Source organism: Streptomyces sp. 63XJN7_1_ISO-PGPR-S23-121, assembly GCF_056173025.1.
In genome coordinates, this window is the sequence record NZ_CM149653.1 from 6,168,915 (window position 1) to 6,186,652 (window position 17,738).

General features: G+C 73.2%; 16 protein-coding genes. 5 read left to right on the forward strand and 11 right to left on the reverse strand.

What is annotated here, in order from left to right; genetic code table 11:
- Positions 1 to 7: 7 nt before the first annotated feature.
- The 8 genes from AC0VYN_RS27595 to AC0VYN_RS27630 all read right to left on the reverse strand — a co-directional run bounded on the left by AC0VYN_RS27595 (position 8) and on the right by AC0VYN_RS27630 (position 10,443).
- Positions 8 to 1,075: a polyprenyl synthetase family protein gene (locus AC0VYN_RS27595; RefSeq protein WP_475533130.1), complete on the reverse strand. Its 1,068-nt coding sequence runs from the start codon at positions 1,073 to 1,075 to the stop codon at positions 8 to 10.
- Positions 1,072 to 2,427 (reverse strand): cytochrome P450, encoded by a 1,356-nt coding sequence (locus AC0VYN_RS27600; RefSeq protein WP_475533131.1) that lies wholly within the window; start codon positions 2,425 to 2,427, stop codon positions 1,072 to 1,074. Before AC0VYN_RS27600 ends, AC0VYN_RS27595 begins: the two co-directional genes overlap by 4 nt.
- 55 nt (positions 2,428 to 2,482) lie before the next feature.
- Positions 2,483 to 3,718: a cytochrome P450 gene (locus AC0VYN_RS27605; RefSeq protein WP_475533132.1), complete on the reverse strand. Its 1,236-nt coding sequence runs from the start codon at positions 3,716 to 3,718 to the stop codon at positions 2,483 to 2,485.
- A 265-nt stretch (positions 3,719 to 3,983) separates the two neighbouring features.
- Positions 3,984 to 7,106 carry an efflux RND transporter permease subunit gene (locus tag AC0VYN_RS27610; RefSeq protein ID WP_475533133.1) on the reverse strand — a complete coding sequence of 1,041 codons (3,123 nt, stop codon included), beginning with the start codon at positions 7,104 to 7,106 and terminating at the stop codon, positions 3,984 to 3,986.
- A 155-nt stretch (positions 7,107 to 7,261) separates the two neighbouring features.
- Positions 7,262 to 7,948, reverse strand: coding sequence for a response regulator (locus tag AC0VYN_RS27615; RefSeq protein WP_475533134.1), 687 nt, complete (start codon positions 7,946 to 7,948; stop codon positions 7,262 to 7,264).
- The gene (locus tag AC0VYN_RS27620) at positions 7,945 to 9,165 is read right to left on the reverse strand and encodes a sensor histidine kinase (RefSeq protein WP_475533135.1); all 1,221 of its coding nucleotides are present in this window, start codon (positions 9,163 to 9,165) and stop codon (positions 7,945 to 7,947) included. Before AC0VYN_RS27620 ends, AC0VYN_RS27615 begins: the two co-directional genes overlap by 4 nt.
- Positions 9,166 to 9,352: 187 nt before the next feature.
- Positions 9,353 to 9,637 (reverse strand): PspA-associated protein PspAA, encoded by a 285-nt coding sequence (gene pspAA / locus AC0VYN_RS27625; protein ID WP_385466045.1) that lies wholly within the window; start codon positions 9,635 to 9,637, stop codon positions 9,353 to 9,355.
- A 20-nt stretch (positions 9,638 to 9,657) separates the two neighbouring features.
- Positions 9,658 to 10,443 carry a PspA/IM30 family protein gene (locus AC0VYN_RS27630; RefSeq protein WP_385466042.1) on the reverse strand — a complete coding sequence of 262 codons (786 nt, stop codon included), beginning with the start codon at positions 10,441 to 10,443 and terminating at the stop codon, positions 9,658 to 9,660.
- A gap of 272 nt (positions 10,444 to 10,715) precedes the next feature.
- Between AC0VYN_RS27630 and AC0VYN_RS27635 the strand changes: the two genes are divergently transcribed.
- The 3 genes from AC0VYN_RS27635 (at position 10,716) to AC0VYN_RS27645 (ending at position 13,377) form a co-directional block, all read left to right on the forward strand.
- Positions 10,716 to 11,354: a DUF3043 domain-containing protein gene (locus AC0VYN_RS27635; RefSeq protein ID WP_475537003.1), complete on the forward strand. Its 639-nt coding sequence runs from the start codon at positions 10,716 to 10,718 to the stop codon at positions 11,352 to 11,354.
- A gap of 83 nt (positions 11,355 to 11,437) precedes the next feature.
- Entirely contained in the window at positions 11,438 to 12,139 is a 702-nt protein-coding gene (locus AC0VYN_RS27640) for a class I SAM-dependent methyltransferase (RefSeq protein ID WP_475533136.1), read from the forward strand.
- A gap of 143 nt (positions 12,140 to 12,282) precedes the next feature.
- Complete coding sequence (locus AC0VYN_RS27645; RefSeq protein WP_475533137.1) at positions 12,283 to 13,377, forward strand: S1C family serine protease; 1,095 nt, start codon at positions 12,283 to 12,285, stop codon at positions 13,375 to 13,377.
- 49 nt (positions 13,378 to 13,426) lie between these two features.
- On the opposite strand, the gene AC0VYN_RS27650 is transcribed toward AC0VYN_RS27645, so the two are convergent.
- Positions 13,427 to 13,639, reverse strand: coding sequence for a hypothetical protein (locus tag AC0VYN_RS27650; protein ID WP_189228162.1), 213 nt, complete (start codon positions 13,637 to 13,639; stop codon positions 13,427 to 13,429).
- Positions 13,640 to 13,807: 168 nt separating this feature from the next.
- Here AC0VYN_RS27650 and AC0VYN_RS27655 point away from each other — a divergent pair, with 168 nt between their 5' ends.
- Positions 13,808 to 15,007 carry a bifunctional adenosylcobinamide kinase/adenosylcobinamide-phosphate guanylyltransferase gene (locus tag AC0VYN_RS27655; RefSeq protein WP_475533138.1) on the forward strand — a complete coding sequence of 400 codons (1,200 nt, stop codon included), beginning with the start codon at positions 13,808 to 13,810 and terminating at the stop codon, positions 15,005 to 15,007.
- Here the strand turns inward: AC0VYN_RS27655 and AC0VYN_RS27660 are convergent.
- Complete coding sequence (locus AC0VYN_RS27660) at positions 14,996 to 15,751, reverse strand: class I SAM-dependent methyltransferase (RefSeq protein WP_475533139.1); 756 nt, start codon at positions 15,749 to 15,751, stop codon at positions 14,996 to 14,998. The genes AC0VYN_RS27655 and AC0VYN_RS27660 overlap by 12 nt on opposite strands.
- Positions 15,752 to 15,901: 150 nt before the next feature.
- Between AC0VYN_RS27660 and cobT the strand changes: the two genes are divergently transcribed.
- Positions 15,902 to 16,960, forward strand: a complete 1,059-nt coding sequence (cobT, locus tag AC0VYN_RS27665; RefSeq protein WP_475533140.1) for a nicotinate-nucleotide--dimethylbenzimidazole phosphoribosyltransferase — start codon at positions 15,902 to 15,904, stop codon at positions 16,958 to 16,960.
- Positions 16,961 to 16,984: 24 nt separating this feature from the next.
- On the opposite strand, the gene AC0VYN_RS27670 is transcribed toward cobT, so the two are convergent.
- Positions 16,985 to 17,731, reverse strand: coding sequence for a hypothetical protein (locus tag AC0VYN_RS27670; protein ID WP_475533141.1), 747 nt, complete (start codon positions 17,729 to 17,731; stop codon positions 16,985 to 16,987).
- Positions 17,732 to 17,738: the final 7 nt, after the last annotated feature.

The following is a 17,738-nucleotide window of genomic DNA, read 5'->3' on the forward strand; positions in this document are numbered from 1 at the left end:
GAGTCACTCACCTTTCACGGTGCACGGAGGTCGCCGCCAGCGCCTCCAGCTCGGTCAGCGCGGAGGGCTCCACGCGGGCGCCGCGCAGTGCGCGGACCGCGTCGGCGTGCCGCTCGCGGATCATCCGCTCGACGACGGCCGGGGCTCCGGTCGCCCGCACCACCTCCCGCAGTTCGGTGAGGCCGTCCAGGTCCAGCCGGTCGTCCCCGTAGAGCAGGTCCAGCCGCGCGCGCCGAGCGGCGTCGGCGCGCTCACGGGCCACGGCGATCAGGGCGGTGGGCTTGCCCTGCCGTGCGTCGTCCGAGGGTTCCTTGCCGGTGAGCTCGGACGCCCCGAACAGCCCGATCAGGTCGTCGCGGAGCTGGAAGGCCTCGCCCAGCAGCAGTCCGAACGTGTCGTACGCCGCCAGCAGTTCGCCGTCGGCGCCGGCGAGGGCGCCGCCGATCTGGAGGGGGTAGCGGACGGTGTAGCTCGCCGTCTTGTGCCGGATGATCCTCAGCGCGTCGTCGAGGCGTCCGCTGCGGGTCTCACCGACCAGGTCGAGGTACTCCCCGTAGACCGCCGACTGGCGCAGGCGGGTGAACAGCCGCCTGGCGGTCTCGCGCCGGGTGACGAGCGGGCTGTTGTGGAACAGCTCCTCCGACCAGATCAGGCAGGCGTCCCCGACGAGCAGCGCGCCGCTCTGCCCGAACGTCCGGCTCTCGCCCGGCCAGTCCTGCTCGGCGTGCCACTTGTCGAGGGACAGGTGGACGGTGGGCCGGCCGCGCCGCAGTTCGCTGTTGTCGATGATGTCGTCGTGGATCAGGGCCGCGGTGTGGAAGAGCTCCAGCGCCGCGGCCACGGTGATGACCTCGGGGTCGTCCGGGGACCCGCCGGCGCCCCGCCAGCCCCAGTAGCAGAACAGCGGGCGGATCCGCTTCCCCCCGTCAAGCGTGAAGTCGCGCAGCAGCGCCAGTGCCGTACGGGCCGCCGGGTCGGACTCCCCGGCGAGCCGCTCCCGCAGGAAGGCGTCGAGGCTGCCGTTGACCCGCCCGGTGACCGCCGCGCTCTCCGTCAGCGCGTCGGTGACGGTCACTTGTCGCGCCTGACGACCTTCATGGGCAGCTCCCCGGGGACCAGGGCGCCCATGGCTATCGGCTTCACCGGCTCGCCGGTGATCGGCTGCACCGTCCACTGCTGCATGAGGGTGGCGAGGACGGTCTGGGTCTCGAACCACGAGAAGGACTCGCCGATGCAGTTGCGGACGCCCGCGCCGAACGGCATGAACGCGCTGCGCGGCACCTGCCTGGCCCGCTCCGGCAGCCAGCGGTCGGGGTCGAACGCCTCGGGGTTGTCGTACGTCTTCGGGTCGTGGTGGACCGCGTAGATGGAGTAGAGGACCTCGGTGCCCGCCGGGATGAGGTGACCGCCGAGTTCCGTGTCCTGCACGCACTTGCGGCCCAGGGCCCACACCGGCGGGTAGATCCGCAGCGCCTCCTGGATGACGCGCCGGGTGTAGTCCAGGTCGCGCAGGTCGCCGGCCTCGACCGGGCGGTCGCCGACCACCTTGTCGACCTCCTCCTGCATCCGGCGCTGCACCTCGGGGTGGCGGCCGAGCAGCATGCAGGTCCAGCTCATGGCGCTCGGCGTGGTCTCGGACCCCGCCGTCAGGAGCGTCATGAACTCGTCCTGGATCTGCTTGTCCGTCATCTCCTTGTTGCCGCCGGCCTGCGCCGCGAAGAGCAGCGTCATCAGGTCGTCGGCCTGGTCGCCGGCGCCCTTGGCCCGGTAGTCGGCGATGATGCGGCGCCCCATCGAGTAGAGCCGGCCGATGGCGCCGTGGAACTCGCGGCTGGACTGGGTGGGGATGCGGTCCAGGAGGGCCGGCGGGATGGCCGCGCGCTTCTCGACGCCGGAGATCACGACGGGCATCGACTTGTACACCTCGGCCACGTCCTGCTCCACCATGTCGGTGGAGAACAGCGCCTTGATGACGATGCGCACGGCCAGTTCGTAGAACATGTTGTACATGCCGACGCGCTGGCCGTCGCGCCAGGTGCCGAAGACGTCGGTGGCCGACTCGCGCATGACGTCGACGTAGGTGCCGATCTTCTCGTGGTGGAAGGCCGGCTGCATCAGCAGGCGCTGCCTGCGGTGGAAGTCGCCCTCGGACAGCAGGATGCCGTTGCCGAGGAGCGGACGGGCCTGGTCGAACTGCATGCCCTTCTCGAAGGACTTGGACTTGCGGACGAGGATGTCGTAGAGCATGTCGTGGTCGCTGACCACGTAGGCCTGCTTGGTGCCGAGCCAGATCCGTACCAGGCCGCCCTGCTCACTCACGCTCTGGAAGAACCGCAACGGGTTGCGGAACATCTGAACGGCGTGGCCCGCGAGCGGAATGCGTCCCGGCATGGGGGGAACGGACGGTGCGGCGGTCGCGAGAGCCATGTTGTTCTTGCCTCCGTGGGGTGGGACGGCGGGTGGATGGGACGGCGTGGCCCGGTCAGGACCAGGTGACCGGCAGCTCGGCGAGGCCGCGGAAGACGAAGCCGCCCGGCAGGTACCGCGGCGCGAAGCCGTCGGCGAGGCGCAGCCCGGGGAGCGTCTCCACCAGGGCCTCCAGGGCGATCCGGGCCTCCAGGCGGGCGAGGGCCGCGCCCACGCAGAAGTGGATGCCGTGGCCGAACCCCAGGTGCCGGGGCGGGCCCTGGCGGTCGAGCCGGAAGGTGTCCGGGTCCTCGACCCACTCGGGGTCGCGTCCTGCGGCCGCGAACATCACCCGCAGCCGGGCCCCTTCGGGGATCTCGGTCTCACCGACGCGCTTGGCGCGGGTGGCCACCCGGGGGGCGCCCTGCACCGAGGAGTCGAAGCGCAGGGTCTCCTCCACGGCCGCGCCGGCCAGGCCCGGGTCCTTGACGACCGCTTCCCACCGGTCGCGTTCCCGCAGCAGCTGGTGGACCGCGTTGGAGATCAGGTTGGTGGTGGTCTCGTGCCCCGCCGCGATCATCACGCGCAGCGCGACCACGGCGTCCTCGACCGTGCACACCGGGTCGTCCGCGTCGGCGGCCCGCACCAGTTCCGTCAGCAGGTCGTCGGCCGGTTCGCGGCGGCGGCGCTCCAGCAGGCCGAGGACGTACTTCTCGTAGGTGACCACGTTGCCGGCGCAGTGCACCTGCTGCTCCGGGGGGAGCGGGACGACCTGGAGGGCGAGCCAGTCGTTGTTCCAGGCCTTGACCGTGGCCCGGTCCTCCTCCGGGATGCCGATGATGTCGCAGATCACCGTCATGGGGAGCGGGTAGGCGAACTCCTGGAGGAGGTCGCATCCGTCCTTCGCCGCGATGTCGGCGGCCAGCCGGGCGGCGATCTCCCGGATCGAGGCCTCGCGGCGGCGCAGGACACGCGGGGAGAAGAACTCGCTGACGAGGTTGCGGAACCGGGTGTGGGCCGGCGGGTCGACGTTGTAGAGGGCGACCCGGAAGAACAGCGAGGCGTCGAGGATCTCCTTCGCCTCCGGGCAGAAGGGGTAGGAGCCGTCGAGGTTGTAGCGGCTGGTGAAGTCCTCGTGGTCCCGTTGCACGGCCTCGATCTCGGCGCGTCCCGTGACGATCCACTCGTCCAGCGCGGTCTGGTGGGCGACCGGCTGTTCCTGCCGTGCGCGGGCGAACGCCGCGTAGGGACAGGCGGTGTACTCCGGGGACATCGGGTCGAAGAGTTCTGCCGCGGAAGTGTCGGTCGACATCGGGAGCGCTGGCCTCCTGCTGCGAGGCGGTGGACCGGTCGCCGGTGGGCGGCGGGATCCTGTCCGCATGATCGGGTCTCAGGATCACCGACCGGCTCCGGAGGTGTCTTCCGCCGAGAGGCCAGGTTCCACCTGCCCGGCAGAAGGCGAGGAAGCGCGCTTCCCTGGTCGCCGGACCAGGTGGGCGAGGCGCACGGGACACAGCACACCGGGCACCCGTCGTGCGACGGGTGCCCGGTGCGGTGGGACGCGGTGGAACGGCGGGTCAGCGCTGGGCGAGCTCCGGCTCCGGCTCGTCGGAGGCCGTCCCCGGGGCGGGGACCTCGCCGCGCTTGGCCGCGCGCTTGCTCGCGCGCCGCTCCTTGCGCAGCTCCAGCATCGCGTAGAGCGTCGGGACCAGGAGCAGCGTCAGCAGCGTCGAGGTGATCAGACCGCCGATCACGACCACCGCGAGCGGCTGGGCGATGAAGCCCCCCTCGCCGGTGACGCCGAGCGCCATCGGCAGCAGCGCGAAGATCGTCGCCAGGGCCGTCATCAGGATGGGCCGCAGACGGTGCCGGCCGCCCTCGATCACCGCTTCGACGACGCCGTGTCCCTGCTTGCGGTACTGGTTGATCAGGTCGATCAGCACGATGGCGTTGGTGACCACGATGCCGATCAGCATCAGCATGCCGATCATCGCCGGGACACCCATCGGGGTGCCCGTGGCGATCAGCAGGCCGATCGCGCCGGTCGCCGCGAACGGGATCGACACCAGCAGGATCAGCGGCTGGGCCAGCGACCGGAAGGTGCCGACCAGCAGCATGAACACGATCGCGATCGCCGCGAGCATGGCCAGGCCCAGGTTGACGAACGCCTCGTCCTGGTCGGCGGTGACGCCGCCGATCTCGGCCGTGGCGCCAGCCGGCAGGTCCAGCCCGTCGATCTTCGACTGGAGGGCCGTGCCCACCGCGCCGGTGTTGTCGCCGGTCGGCTTGGCGGTGATGGTCGCCGCGCGCCGGCCGTCGATGCGGGTCATCGACACCGGGCCGTCGACCAGCTCCACGGTGGCGATGTCGCCCAGCTCGGCCACGCCGAGGTTCAGGGCCTTCAGCTCGGCCAGCGTCGCGGCCGGCCGGGCGGACCTGATGACGACGTCGCGCTCGGTGTCGCCGAGGACCGCCTTGGCGGTCGGGGTGCCGCGCACCGCCTGGGCGACGGCCGCGCCGAGCGTCTGGTCGGTGAACCCGGCCTCGGCGGCCTTCGCGTTGGCCCGGACCGAGATGCGCGGCACGCTCTGCGCCAGGTCGCTGGTGACGTCGGTGACGTCGTCGAGCCCGGCGACCGCCTTGCGGACCTCCTCCGCGGCCTCGCGGAGCGCCTGCGCGTCGGCCGCCTTCACGACCACGCTCAGGTCCTGGCTGCCGAAGCCGTCGCCGGCGGCGACCGTGGTGGTGCCGATGCCGTCGAGCTTCGCGAGCCCGTCCTCGATGCGGTCCTGGACGTCCTCGGCGTCCGCCGAGTCCTCCAGCATCAGCTGGTACGAGGCCTGGTTGGTGTCCGTGCCGCCGCCGAAGGCCGCCATGAAGCCGGACGAGCCGACGGTGACCTGGAAGTCCTTGACGCCCTCGGTCGCGCCGAGCAGCTTCTCGACCTTCTCGGCCTGGGCGTTCGTCGCCGCGAGGCTGGTGCCCGGCTTCAGCTCCTGCCTGACGCTGAGGACCTTCTGGTCGCCCGGGTCGAAGAAGTTCGTCTTCAGCAGCGGCGCCATGCCGAACGTGCCGATCAGCACGACGACGGCGATGGCCACGCTGGTCAGGCGGCGGCGGGTGGCGAAGCGCAGGACGGGGACGTAGAGGCGCTGGAGGCGGCTCTTCGCCTCCTTCTCCTCGGCCAGGCGCCGCGCCTCCCCGGCGTCCTCCGGGGTGCCCTTCGGGGGCCGCAGGAACCAGTACGACAGCACCGGGACGACCGTCAGCGACACCAGCAGGGACGCCAGCAGCGCGGCGGTGACGGTCAGGCTGAAGGAGCCGAACAGCTCGCCGACCATGCCGCCGACCAGTCCGATCGGCAGGAACACGGCGACCGTGGTGAGCGTGGAGGAGGTGACCGCGCCGGCGACCTCGCGGACGGCCCTGAGGATGGCCTCCTGGCGCTCCTCGCCGTAGCCGAGGTGCCGCTTGATGTTCTCCAGGACCACGATCGAGTCGTCGACGACGCGGCCGATGGCGATGGTGAGCGCGCCCAGCGTCAGCATGTTGAGCGACAGGTCGCGGGTCCACAGCACGATCAGCGCCAGCACCACCGACAGCGGGATGGAGACCGCGGTGACCAGGGTGGAGCGGATCGACGCCAGGAAGACCAGGATGACGAGGACGGCGAAGAGCAGACCGAGGGCGCCCTCGGTGGTCAGGCCCTCGATGGCCTGGGACACCGCCGGGCCCTGGTCGCTGACGACGGTGAGCGTCGCGCCGGAGCCGAGCTGCTCGCGCAGGCCGGGCAGCTTGTCCTCGACGGCGTTCGAGATGGCGACCGCGCTGCCGTCGTGGTCCATGGTGACGGCGACCGCGAGACTCGGCCTGCCGTTGGTGCGGGTGAGCGAGTCGGCCCTGGCCTCCTCCTCCGCGACCGTGGCGACGTCGCCGAGGCGCACCGGCTTCTTCACGCCCTCGCCGGTGACCATCAGGTTCTGGATCTGCTCCAGCGAGGTGAAGCCGCCGCCCACCTGGACGGTGCGGTTGGCGCCGCCCTCGTCGAACGAGCCGGCCGGTACGGTCGCGCCGCCCGCCTGGAGGGACTGGCTCAGGGCCAGCGGGCTCACGCCGGCCTTCGCGAGCTTCGCCTGGTCGGGGGTGACGGTGACCTGGAGGTCCCGTACGCCGTCGACCACGACCTGGGCGACCCCGTCGATGTCCTTCAGCTCGGAGACGACCGTCTTGTCGAGCTGGTTGGCCAGCGCCTGCTGGTCCTTGTCCGAGGTGACGGCGAGGACGACGGTGGGGATGTCGTCCGTCGAGCCGGAGATGACCTGCGGGTCCACGTCGTCCGGGAGCTGGGCGCGGGCCCGGTTGACGGCCTGCTGCACGTCGGCGACGAGCTGCTGGGTGCCGTTGCCGTAGTCGAAGGACGCCATGATCACGGCGTTGCCCTCGCTGGCGGTGGAGGTGATGCCCGAGACGCCGTCGACCGCTTCGAGGCTGTCCTCGATCGGTTCGACGACCTGCTTCTCGACCACGTCGGGCGAAGCGCCCTGGTACGGCGCCAGCACGGACACCATGGGCAGTTCGATGGTGGGCAGCAGCTGCTGCTTGAGCTGGGGGATCGCGATCGCCCCGAAGACGAGCGCGACGATCGACATGAGCCCTGTCAGGGCTCGTTGCGCGAGGCTGAATCTCGACAGCCAGGACATGGATCAGGGTCTCTCTTCTGTGGCCGAGCGGAGGGAGGGCACAGGTGCGGGCGCCCACCTCAACACCTTGGGCCATGGGTGGGCCCGGTTCCGTAGGCCCCAGGTCCATTTCCTTATCCGGCGCATACTCCCGCCGCAGTACGGCCGGGTGGACGTCACTCCACCCTTGGACGTACCAGCCCGGACTCGTACGCGATGACCACCAGCTGGGCCCGGTCGCGGGCGCCCAGCTTGGCCATCGCCCGGTTCACGTGCGTCTTGACCGTGAGCGGGCTGACCTCCAGCCGTTCGGCGATCTCGTCGTTGGAGTGCCCGCCGGCCACCTGCACCAGCACCTCGCGCTCCCGCCCGGTCAGCGAGTCGAGCTTCCGTGCGCGGGCCGGGTCGCGGTCGGCGTCGTCGGCGGTGCCCGCCTGGGCGAGGAAGCGGGCGATGAGTCCCTTGGTGGCGGCCGGGGACAGCAGTGCCTCGCCGCCGGCCGCGACGCGGATGGCGCTCAGCAGTTCCTCCGGCTCCGAGCCCTTGCCGAGGAAGCCGGAGGCACCGGCGCGCAGCGACTGCACCACGTAGTCGTCGACCTCGAAGGTGGTCAGTATGACCACGCGGACGTGGGCGAGGGCGGGGTCGGCGCTGATCGTCCGGGTGGCGGCGAGCCCGTCCGTGCCGGGCATCCGGATGTCCATCAGCACCACGTCGGGCCGGTGCTCGGCGGCCAGCCGTGCCGCCTCGGCGCCGTCGGACGCCTCCCCCACCACCTCCATGTCGGGCTCGGAGTCGACGAGCACCCGGAAGGCACTGCGCAGCAGCGCCTGGTCGTCGGCGAGCAGGACACGGATCGTCATACGGCATCCTTCGCGGCGTCGTCACGGTTCCTGACGGGAAGGATCGCATGGACCCGGAAGCCGCCTCCGTAGCGGGGACCGGTGGTGAGGGTGCCGCGCACGGCGGTGACGCGCTCGCGCATGCCGAGCAGGCCGTGCCCGCCGCCGTCGGCTGGGGCGTCCGTCCCGCCGGCGCCGTCGTCGAGGACGGTGACCTCGATGTTCGGTCCCACCCGGACGATGCTGACCTCCGCCTTCGCCCGCTGTCCGGCGTGCTTCTGCACGTTGGTCAGCGCCTCCTGGATGATCCGGTAGGCGGCCAGGTCGACGGCGGCGGGCAGGGTGGCGCCCTGGTCGGCACGGGCCACCTCGATGTGCAGACCGGCGTGGTGGAAGGTGGCGACGAGCTCGTCAAGCCGGTCCAGGCCGGGGGCCGGTTCGGTCGGGGCCCTGGGGTCGTCGGACTGGCGGAGCAGGCCGACGGTGGCGCGCAGTTCGCCCAGCGCGGACCGGCTGGCCTCCCGTACGTGGGCGAGGGCCTCCTTGGCCTGGTCGGGCCGCTTGTCCATGACGTGGGCGGCGACCCCGGCCTGGACGTTGACGAGGGCGATGTGGTGGGCGACGACGTCGTGCAGGTCGCGGGCGATGCGCAGCCGCTCCTCGGCGACGCGGCGGCGGGCCTCCTCCTCGCGGGTCCGCTCGGCCTTCTCGGCGCGTTCCCGGATGGCCCGGACGAAGGCCCGGCGGCTGCGGACGGCGTCGCCCGCGGTGGCGCCGATGCCGGTCCAGGCGAAGACGGCGAGGTTGTCCTGGGCGTACCAGGGCAGGGGGCCGGCCAGCATGGCGGCGCCGGTCAGCACGGTCGTGGTGAGCAACCCGACCCGCCAGGTGGTCGAGCGGTCGGTGGTGGCCGCGACGGTGTAGAGGGCGACGACGGCGGACATGACGACGGGCGTGCGGGGGTCGCCGGTGACGCACTCGACGATCGAGAGGCAGCCGGTGAACGCGAGGACCGCGAGGGGGGCCCGGCGGCGCGGGACGAGCGCGGCGGCGCCGAGCACCATGAGGAGCAGGCTGAGCGGGTCGGGGGTGCGGACGCCCCAGGTGACGCCGTCGGGGCCGTGCGGGTCGGCGAAGGATCCGGCCACCATGCACACGAGGACGGCCGCCGCGAGGGCCGCGTCCAGGGCGGAGGGATGGGCGCCGAGGCGGCAGCGGGCGCGGGCGAGGGTGCTCACGCGTGTTTACGGTAGCCGTAGCGGGCGTCTCTTCGCGGGGTGCCCGGCGTCATGGTGGCCGTCGGCCCGGGGGCTGCGCCCCCGGACCCCCGCTTCGGCCTGAACGGCCTCGTCCTCGAGCGCCGGACGGGCTGAAAGTGACCGGCGCCGCCGCGGTACCGGTGGCCGGCGTTCCCCGAAGGTGCCGTCAGGCGCCGTCCGGGATGAGGCCGTCGTCGCTGAGGAGTTCCCTGACCTCCTCAAGGGTGGCGTCCTGGGCGGGGAGGATCAGGTCCGACGGCTCCAGGGAGTCGTCCGGCAGCGGTTCGCCCAGTTCGCGGACCTTGGCCAGCAGGGCCTGGAGGGTCGCGCGGAAACCGGGGCCGTCACCGTTCTCCATCTCGGCGAGGAGTTCGTCGTCCAGCTTGTTCAGCTCGGCGAGACGGCCGTCGGGCAGCGCCAGCTGCCCCTCCCCCATGATCCTCACGATCATGTCGCCCTCCTGGGTGTGGGCTACTGCTTGTCGAAACGCGGGGTGTCCTGCGGCTGCTGCTGGGGCTGCGACTGGCCCTGCCCGCCCTCCAGTGCCTGCCGGTCGGACGAGCTGCCGCCGGCCAGCTCGGCCTTCATGCGCTGCAGCTCCAGCTCTACATCCGTACCACCGGAGAGCCGGTCCAGCTCGGCCTGGATGTCGTCCTTGTGCATGCCGGACTGGTCGTCCAGGGCGCCGGAGGCGAGCAGCTCGTCGATGGCGCCGGCCCGCGCCTGGAGCTGGGCGGTCTTGTCCTCGGCCCGCTGGATCGCCAGGCCCACGTCGCCCATCTCCTCGGAGATGCCGGAGAACGCCTCCCCGATGCGGGTCTGCGCCTGGGCCGCCGTGTAGGTGGCCTTGATGGTCTCCTTCTTCGTGCGGAAGGCGTCCACCTTGGCCTGGAGGCGCTGGGCCGCCAGGGTGAGCTTCTCCTCCTCGCCCTGGAGGGTGGCGTGCTGCGTCTCCAGGTCGGTCACCTGCTGCTGGAGCGCGGCGCGGCGGGAGAGCGCCTCGCGGGCCAGGTCCTCGCGGCCCAGCGCGAGCGCCTTGCGGCCCTGGTCCTCCAGCTTGGACGACTGCCCCTGGAGCTGGTTGAGCTGGAGCTCCAGGCGCTTGCGGCTGGTCGCCACGTCGGCGACGCCGCGGCGCACCTTCTGCAGCAGCTCAAGCTGTTTCTGGTACGAGTAATCGAGGGTCTCGCGCGGGTCCTCGGCCCGGTCAAGGGCCTTGTTGGCCTTCGCGCGGAAGATCATCCCCATACGCTTCATGACACCGCTCATGGGCTTCGCGCGCCCCCTTCTGACCGACTCCAGCTCCAGCGACTGCAACAAGACCCACAGTACGGGCCCTGCATCCATTACCGCACTGTTCGGGGACGGATGCGCTCATCCCCAAGGACGACTGCGTACGCTCCCGGTCCGGCGTAAGGAGTAGGTGCTCCCCGGGGAGACGCCCCGGAACCCCGGTGCCGGGGCCGTACGCAACGTCCCCCTCTGTCCCCTTACCGACGACTGGCGTTGCCGGATCGTTCCCCACCGGACTGGGGTCCGCACTCCCCCACCCCGTACCCTTGGGTTTTGTGTTCCGTAGCCGTGCCAAGGAAGAGAAGGCCCCGAGCGCCGTCAGGACGCCGGTGACCGACTCCAAGCAGCCCCGCGACCCGCAGGCCCCGAAGGGCAGGCCCACGCCCAAGCGCAGTGAGGCCCAGTCCCAGCGCCGCAGCGTCGCCAATACGCAGATGACGCGCAAGGAGGCCGCCAAGCGCCAGCGCGAGGAGCGCCGCTCCGCGATGGAGCGGCAGCGCCAGGCGCTGGCCAGCGGCGACGAGCGGTACCTGCCGGCCCGTGACAAGGGCCCGGTCCGCAAGTTCGCGCGCGACTTCGTCGACTCGCGGTTCAACATCGCCGAGTACTTCCTGCCGATGGCCGTGGTCATCCTCGTGCTGAGCATGATCCGCGTGGCCTCGCTGCAGAACGTCGCGCTGCTGCTGTGGCTGGTCGTGATCGTGCTGATCGTGCTCGACTCCCTGGTCACCGGCTTCCGCCTGAAGAAGCGCCTCGCAGAGCGCTTCCCCGACGACCGCAAGCGCGGCGCGGTCGCCTACGCGCTGATGCGCTCGCTGCAGATGCGCCGGCTCCGGCTGCCCAAGCCGCAGGTCAAGCGCGGGGAGCGGCCCTGAGCACCACGCCGTTCACCGGGGGCGCGGCCGAGGCATGGCTGGACAAGCTCGGCGGTCTGCGCGACGTCGTACGGCAGGAACTGGTGGCCCGGCAGCTCGACGAGCAGATAGTCGGCCGCTACCCGGTCGGCAAGCGGCTGCGGGTGCTCGACGTCGGCATGGGGCAGGGCACCCAGGCGCTGCGGCTGGCACGGGCCGGGCACCAGGTGACCGGCCTGGAGCGGGACGCCACCATGATCGCCGCGGCGCGGGAGGCCCTGGCGGGCCAGCCCGAGGGCATCCGGGAGCGGATGCGGATCATCGAGGGCGACGGCCGGGACACCGGCGTGCACTTCCTGCCCGGCAGCTTCGACGTGGTGCTGTGCCACGGCGTGCTCATGTACGTCGAGGAGCCCGACCCGCTGCTGGCCGGGCTGGCCCGCATGCTCGCCCCGGGCGGCCTGCTGTCGCTGCTCGTGCGCAACGGTGACGCGCTCGCCATGCGCCCGGGTCTGTCCGGCGACTGGGCCGGCGCGCTCGCCTCCTTCGACACCACCGCCTACCGCAACCGCCTGGGTCTGAACGTCCGCGCCGACCGGCTCGTGACGCTGACGGCCAGGCTCGCCGGCATCGGCGCCCCGCTGAACGCCTGGTACGGCGTCCGGGTCTTCACGGACACGGCGGCCGACGGTGCCGCGGCCCCGGACGACCTCGAGACGCTGCTGGCTGCCGAGGAACGGGCCGGCCGGACGGACCCGTACCGCGGGATCGCGGCGCTGCTGCACCTGTGCGGGGTGCGGGGGTAGGGGGTTTCCGGCAACGCGGCGAGCGTGCGTACCGGGCGCCGCGACGCCGCGGGCATGTGTCGGACACCCCCCCAGGCGCCCCGCGGCGCCCGTTCGGGTGCCGTACGGAAGCAGGACGTCCGGGCCGCCGTGAGACTCGGGGCATGGACGTCTCCCGCACCCGTGTGTCCCGGCCACGCGCCCTCGTCGCCGCGCCGGCGTGCGCCCTGCTGCTCGCCACCGGTTGCACCGCGGCCGGAGCGGGCGCCGGGCCGGAAGCCGGTACCGGCGCCGGGCGGGAGGCCGCCACGACCAGGGCCGCCGCGCCGGCCGCGGCCAATGACCTCCAGGCCGACTACCAGCGGGTGATCAAGGACGTCCTGCCCTCGGTCGTGCAGATCCAGGCCGGGGACGCCCTGGGCTCGGGGGTCGTCTACGACGGTCAGGGCCACGTCGTCACCAACGCCCATGTCGTCGGGGACCGGACGGACTTCCGGGTGACGACCGCCCACAGCGAGGACCCGCTGTCCGCGCGGCTCGTCTCCACCTACCCCGAGCAGGACCTCGCGGTCGTCAAGCTGGACAAGGTGCCCGAGGGCGTGCGGGCGGCCGGGTTCGGGGACTCCTCGAAGGTCGAGGTCGGACAGATCGTGCTGGCGATGGGCTCGCCGCTGGGGCTGTCGTCCAGCGTGACGCAGGGCATCGTGTCGGCGACCGGACGGACCGTCACCGAGGGGCGCGACGACGGCGGCACGGGGGCGACCCTCGCCAACATGGTGCAGACCTCGGCCGCCATCAACCCCGGCAACAGCGGCGGCGCCCTGGTGAACCTCGACGGGCAGGTCATCGGCATCCCGACGCTCGCCGCGACCGACCCGGCCCTCGGCGACAGCGCGGCACCCGGCATCGGGTTCGCGATCCCGGCCTCGACGGTGAAGACGATCGCCGGCCAGATCATCCGGAACGGCAAGGTCACCGACTCGGGGCGGGCGGCGCTGGACATCACCGGCCGTACGGTCGTCGACGACGACTACCGTGCCGCCGGTGTGGCGATCGTCAGCGTCGGCGACGGCGGTGCCGCTGACCGGGCGGGCCTGCGGGCCGGGGACGTCATCACCGGGCTGGGCGACGCGGACATCACCACGATCACCTCGCTCTCCGAGGCCCTGGCGTCGATGCGGCCGGGCGAGCGCACCGAGGTCACCTACACCCGCGGCGGCGACCGGCGCACCGCCGAGGTGACGCTGGGCGAGCAGTGACGCGGGAGGGGGCGGCCGGTCGTGGCCGCCCCCTCCCGCGGCGCCCGGGTCAGGCCTCCTCGGCGTGCAGGCTCATCGGCCCGTAGATCTCCGTGGAGTCCTCGAAGAGCCGCACCTGGTCCGTGCCGCCCTCCTGGAGGTCCTTCCAGTGCTCCCCGATCCAGGACTCGGCGTCCCCTTGCGTGGTGAACTCCTCGGGCTGCACCGCGGGCTGGACCTCCGTCCCGCCGGCCGTCTCGAACCGCCACGTCCATGCCGCCATGTACGCCTCCAAGATGTGAGCACATGCAGAGCGGAAGCCGGATCTTGGTCCGGCTCCCGGTCGAAGCCTATGCGCTGAGCCGGCCGGGTCGTAGAAGGCCGGGGCACGGCCGGGCCCCTCGGGGGCCTCGGGCGCGCACGTCTCCGGGCGAGCGGCGAAAATCGGGGCGTGGACGTGACTCTGCTCGGCACCGGTGCCCCCGCGGGACTCCCCCGCCCCGACTGTCCCTGTGCGGCGTGTGCCGCGGCGCAGGGCGACGACGCGCGCGCGGCGACCGCGCTGCTGGTGGACGGGGCGCTGCTCCTCGACCTGACCCCCGGTGCCGCGTTCGCCGCCGCGCGGGCCGGGCATTCGCTGGCCGGTGTACGGCAGGTGCTGCTGTCGCACCCGCACGACGGCCCCGCCGTGGAGGTGCCGGCCGGGCTGCCGCAGCCGGGGCGGGTGCCGGACGGGCGGGAGCTGGCGCTGCTGACGGGGCACCGGGTGCGGGCGGTGGCGCTGGACGCGCCGGGCACCGGGTACGCCGTGACCGGGCCGGACGGGCAACGGCTGCTGTACCTGCCGCCGGGCGGGGCGCCGGCCGGTCCGGCGGAGACCGCCGAGCCCTACGACCTGGTCCTCGCGGACGTCGTGGGACGCCCCGACGCGCTGGCGAAGCTGCGGGCGGTGGGCGCGGCGGGGCCGACGACGGACGTCGTCGCGGTCCACCTCGGTCACGACGTGCCGCCGGGCCGGGAGCTGGCGCGGCGGCTCGCGGCGGCGGGGGCGCGGGCGGTGCCGGACGGGACGACGCTGGTGACGGGTGTGTACGAGGACGTGCCCGACGTCCCGCGGCGGACGCTGGTGCTGGGCGGGGCCCGGTCGGGGAAGTCGGTGGAGGCCGAGCGGCGGCTGGAGTCCTTCCCCGACGTGCTCTACGTGGCCACCGGCGGCTCCCGGGGCGGGGACACCGAGTGGGCGGTCCGGGTCCGCGCGCACCGCGAGCGGCGGCCGGGCTCCTGGCGCACCGTCGAGACCTGCGATCTGGTCCCGCTGCTGAAGGACGACGGGCCGCCGCTGCTGGTCGACTGCCTGTCGCTGTGGCTCACGGACGCGATGGACGCCGTCGGGGCGTGGGACGACGCCGAGTGGGCCGACGGCGGGGAACGGGCGCTCAGGGACCGGGTGCGGGAGCTGACGGAGGCGGTGCGCGCCACCCGGCGCACCGTCGTCGCCGTGTCGAACGAGGTCGGGTCGGGCATCGTGCCGGCCACCGCGTCGGGCCGCCGTTACCGCGACGAACTGGGGCGGCTGAACGCGGCGTTCGCCGGCGAGTGCGAGCAGGTGCTGCTGGTGGTGGCGGGCCAGGCGCTGGTGCTACGGGGCTGACGCCCCCTTGCGGGCGACGAGACGGGGGGCCCGCCCGGCGGTGAGGACCGTGCAGCCGTGGGCCTCCAGCTCGGCGCGCAGGCCCGCCGGGTGCGGGGTGCCCGGCGGCAGGGCGAACAGGCGGCGCGGATCGGCGACGTCGAGGAGCAGATGGCCGCCGGGGCGCAGCACGTGGAGGGCGGCGCGCAGTTCGGCGCGCGGGTCGGGGACGCGTTCCAGGTGCTGGAAGAGGCTGACGACGTCGTAGCGGGCGCGGAGCCGGGCGGCGATGTGCGGGTCCGTCAGCCGGCCGAGGTACGCCTCCTCGAGGCGGTCGGCCGCGCGGGCCCGCAGGACGCGGTGGGTGGGGTCCACGCCGTCGAAGGATGTGTACGGGAAGTACTCCCGCGCCGCCCGCGGGAAGTCGGCGTCGCCGGTGCCCACGTCGAGCCAGCTCTCGGGCTCGGGGTGGTGGCGGAGCATCGCGCGGGCGGCCTGGACGTGCCGCAGGCGGACGCCGGCCCGGAGGACGAGGGGGGCTGGACGGGGCACGGGCATGGGGTTGCGGAAGGTGTGCCGGCAGTCCCGGCACCGGTCGAGGACGGAGCGGGCCGGCGCGCCCCGCCGCGGGCCCTGGTGGCCGGGCCGGGAGCGCAGCCGCCGCGAGCCGCACCAGGGGCAGTCGGCGCGGTGCGGGCCGTAGAGGGGGACGGGAGGCACCGGGGGCACGGGAGACGGCACCGAGGGGGCGGAGGGCTCGGACATGGGCGGCTCCCGACAGGTGGAGGAGGACGTACGACAATCCAACGCAAAACGTTACGTAGGGGATGACGATCCGGAGGGCAACGACGCCGGTGGGGCGCGGTGCGGATGTGACCTCCGTGGCGTCCGGCCGGGGCCGGTACTGTTCGGCGAATGAGCTCGCTGAATCTCGACGACTTCACCGATCTGATCGAGCGCCCCGACGGCGGGGTGCGCCGCGACGCCGAGGCGCGCCGGGAGCGTCAGGTCGTGCCGCCCGGGTCGCTGGGCCGGCTGGACGACCTGGGTGAGTGGCTGGCCGCGGCACAGTCCGCCGTACCGGTACGGCCCGTCGAACGGCCCCGGGTGGTGCTCTTCGCCGGTGACCACAAGGTCGTCGAGCTGGGCGTGTCGGCCCGTCCCGCGGGCGGCGCGGCCGACCTGGTGCGCGCGGTGCTGGAGGGCGGCCGGCCGGTGTCCGTGCTCGCCCGGCGGCTCGGGGTGCCGGTGCGGGTGGTCGACATGGCGCTGGACTGCGACCCGGAGACGCTGCCGGCCGAGGTCGTGAAGCACCGGGTGCGGCGCGGCGGCGGGCGCATCGACGTGGAGGACGCGCTGACCCCGGAGGAGGCGGAGGCCGCCTTCCGGGCCGGGACGGCGGTGGCCGACGAGGAGGCCGACTCCGGTACGGATCTCGTGGTGCTCGGCGACATCAGCGTGGGCGGTACGACGGCGGCGGGGGTCCTGGTCGCGGCGCTGTGCGGCACGGACGCGTCGGTCGTCACCGGCCGGGGCGGGCTGGCCGTCGACGACCTGGCCTGGATGCGCAAGTGCGCGGCGATCCGGGACGCGCTGCGGCGGGCGCGGCCGGTGCTCGGGGACCAGCTCCAGCTGCTGGCGACGGTGGGCGGCGCCGACCTCACCGCGATGACGGGCTTCCTGCTGCAGTGCGCGGTGCGGAAGGTCCCGGTGATCCTGGACGGCGTGGTGACCGCGGCGTGCGCGCTGGTGGGCCAGCGGGTGGCGTTCCGGGCGCCGGACTGGTGGCTGGCGGCCCACGACAGCGGGGAGCCGGGGCAGGCGAAGGCGCTGGACCGGATGGCGCTGGAGCCGCTGCTGGCGCAGGGCGTGAGGGTGGGTGAGGGCGCGGGGGGTCTGCTGGCGTTGCCGCTGGTGCAGGCCGCGGCGGCGCTGGCGGCGGAGTTGCCGGAGGTCGCCGACGGCGGCGAGTGAGCGGGCTCGCGCGGGCGTCCCGGATCAGCGGCGTCCCGGGTCCGGGCGGCCGCCGATCCAGTCCTGGAGGGCGCGGCGCGGCCCGGACCAGCGGCGGTCGTGGTGGTAGGCCCGCAGGCGGGACCTGGCCCGGGCGCGCGGGCGCCGGCCGTAGAAGCGGCGGGCCCAGAACGAACCGGGCCGGGCGAGGCGGACGGCGCCGATCAGGGCCAGCAGCGGGATGATCACGCCGAAGATCGCCAGACGTGCCTTGCCCTTGGCCAGGGCGAGGAGGGAGAAGACGAAGTTGCCCCCGACGGTCGCGATGACGTTGGCGCGGTCCCGCAGCTCGTCCTGGGAGACGCCGTCGACGCCGAACGGCGTGAACCCGGCGAGGACCAGTCCGACCAGGGCCGCGGTGATCACGACGACCTCCACGCTCTTGCGTCCGGCCTCGGTCCAGTAGACGTCGTCGAGGTGCAGGATCAGCGCGAACTCGTCCAGGACGAGACCCGCGCCGATGCCGAAGACCACCGCCGCGAGGGCGGACCCGAACCCGTACCGGCCGCCGGCGACCGCGGCGAAGCCGCCGACGACGGTGAGGACGACCCCGGGCACCACGTGGTGGATGTGCACACCGCCCGCCTGGACGTTCCCGAACGGGCCCTTGCCCGCCCGGATCAGGCGCGTCACGGTCCGGGTGATCACGAACGTCAGCACGAAGGCCGTGAGGGCGAGGAGCAGCGGCAGCTTTCCCGGTTCGACGATGTTCCGCTGCCACCAATCTCCCATAGGGGAA

What these genes read in the sequence shown, in the direction of transcription:
- AC0VYN_RS27600 (WP_475533131.1), bottom strand. Translation starts at nt 2,427, where the DNA reads ATGGCTCTCGCGACCGCCGCACCGTCCGTTCCCCCCATGCCGGGACGC.
- AC0VYN_RS27605 (WP_475533132.1), bottom strand. Translation starts at nt 3,718, where the DNA reads ATGTCGACCGACACTTCCGCGGCAGAACTCTTCGACCCGATGTCCCCG.
- AC0VYN_RS27610 (WP_475533133.1), bottom strand. Translation starts at nt 7,106, where the DNA reads ATGTCCTGGCTGTCGAGATTCAGCCTCGCGCAACGAGCCCTGACAGGG.
- AC0VYN_RS27615 (WP_475533134.1), bottom strand. Translation starts at nt 7,948, where the DNA reads ATGACGATCCGTGTCCTGCTCGCCGACGACCAGGCGCTGCTGCGCAGT.
- pspAA (WP_385466045.1), bottom strand. Translation starts at nt 9,637, where the DNA reads ATGATCGTGAGGATCATGGGGGAGGGGCAGCTGGCGCTGCCCGACGGC.
- AC0VYN_RS27630 (WP_385466042.1), bottom strand. Translation starts at nt 10,443, where the DNA reads ATGAAGCGTATGGGGATGATCTTCCGCGCGAAGGCCAACAAGGCCCTT.
- AC0VYN_RS27645 (WP_475533137.1), top strand. Translation starts at nt 12,283, where the DNA reads ATGGACGTCTCCCGCACCCGTGTGTCCCGGCCACGCGCCCTCGTCGCC.
- AC0VYN_RS27650 (WP_189228162.1), bottom strand. Translation starts at nt 13,639, where the DNA reads ATGGCGGCATGGACGTGGCGGTTCGAGACGGCCGGCGGGACGGAGGTC.
- AC0VYN_RS27660 (WP_475533139.1), bottom strand. Translation starts at nt 15,751, where the DNA reads ATGTCCGAGCCCTCCGCCCCCTCGGTGCCGTCTCCCGTGCCCCCGGTG.
- cobT (WP_475533140.1), top strand. Translation starts at nt 15,902, where the DNA reads ATGAGCTCGCTGAATCTCGACGACTTCACCGATCTGATCGAGCGCCCC.
- AC0VYN_RS27670 (WP_475533141.1), bottom strand. Translation starts at nt 17,731, where the DNA reads ATGGGAGATTGGTGGCAGCGGAACATCGTCGAACCGGGAAAGCTGCCG.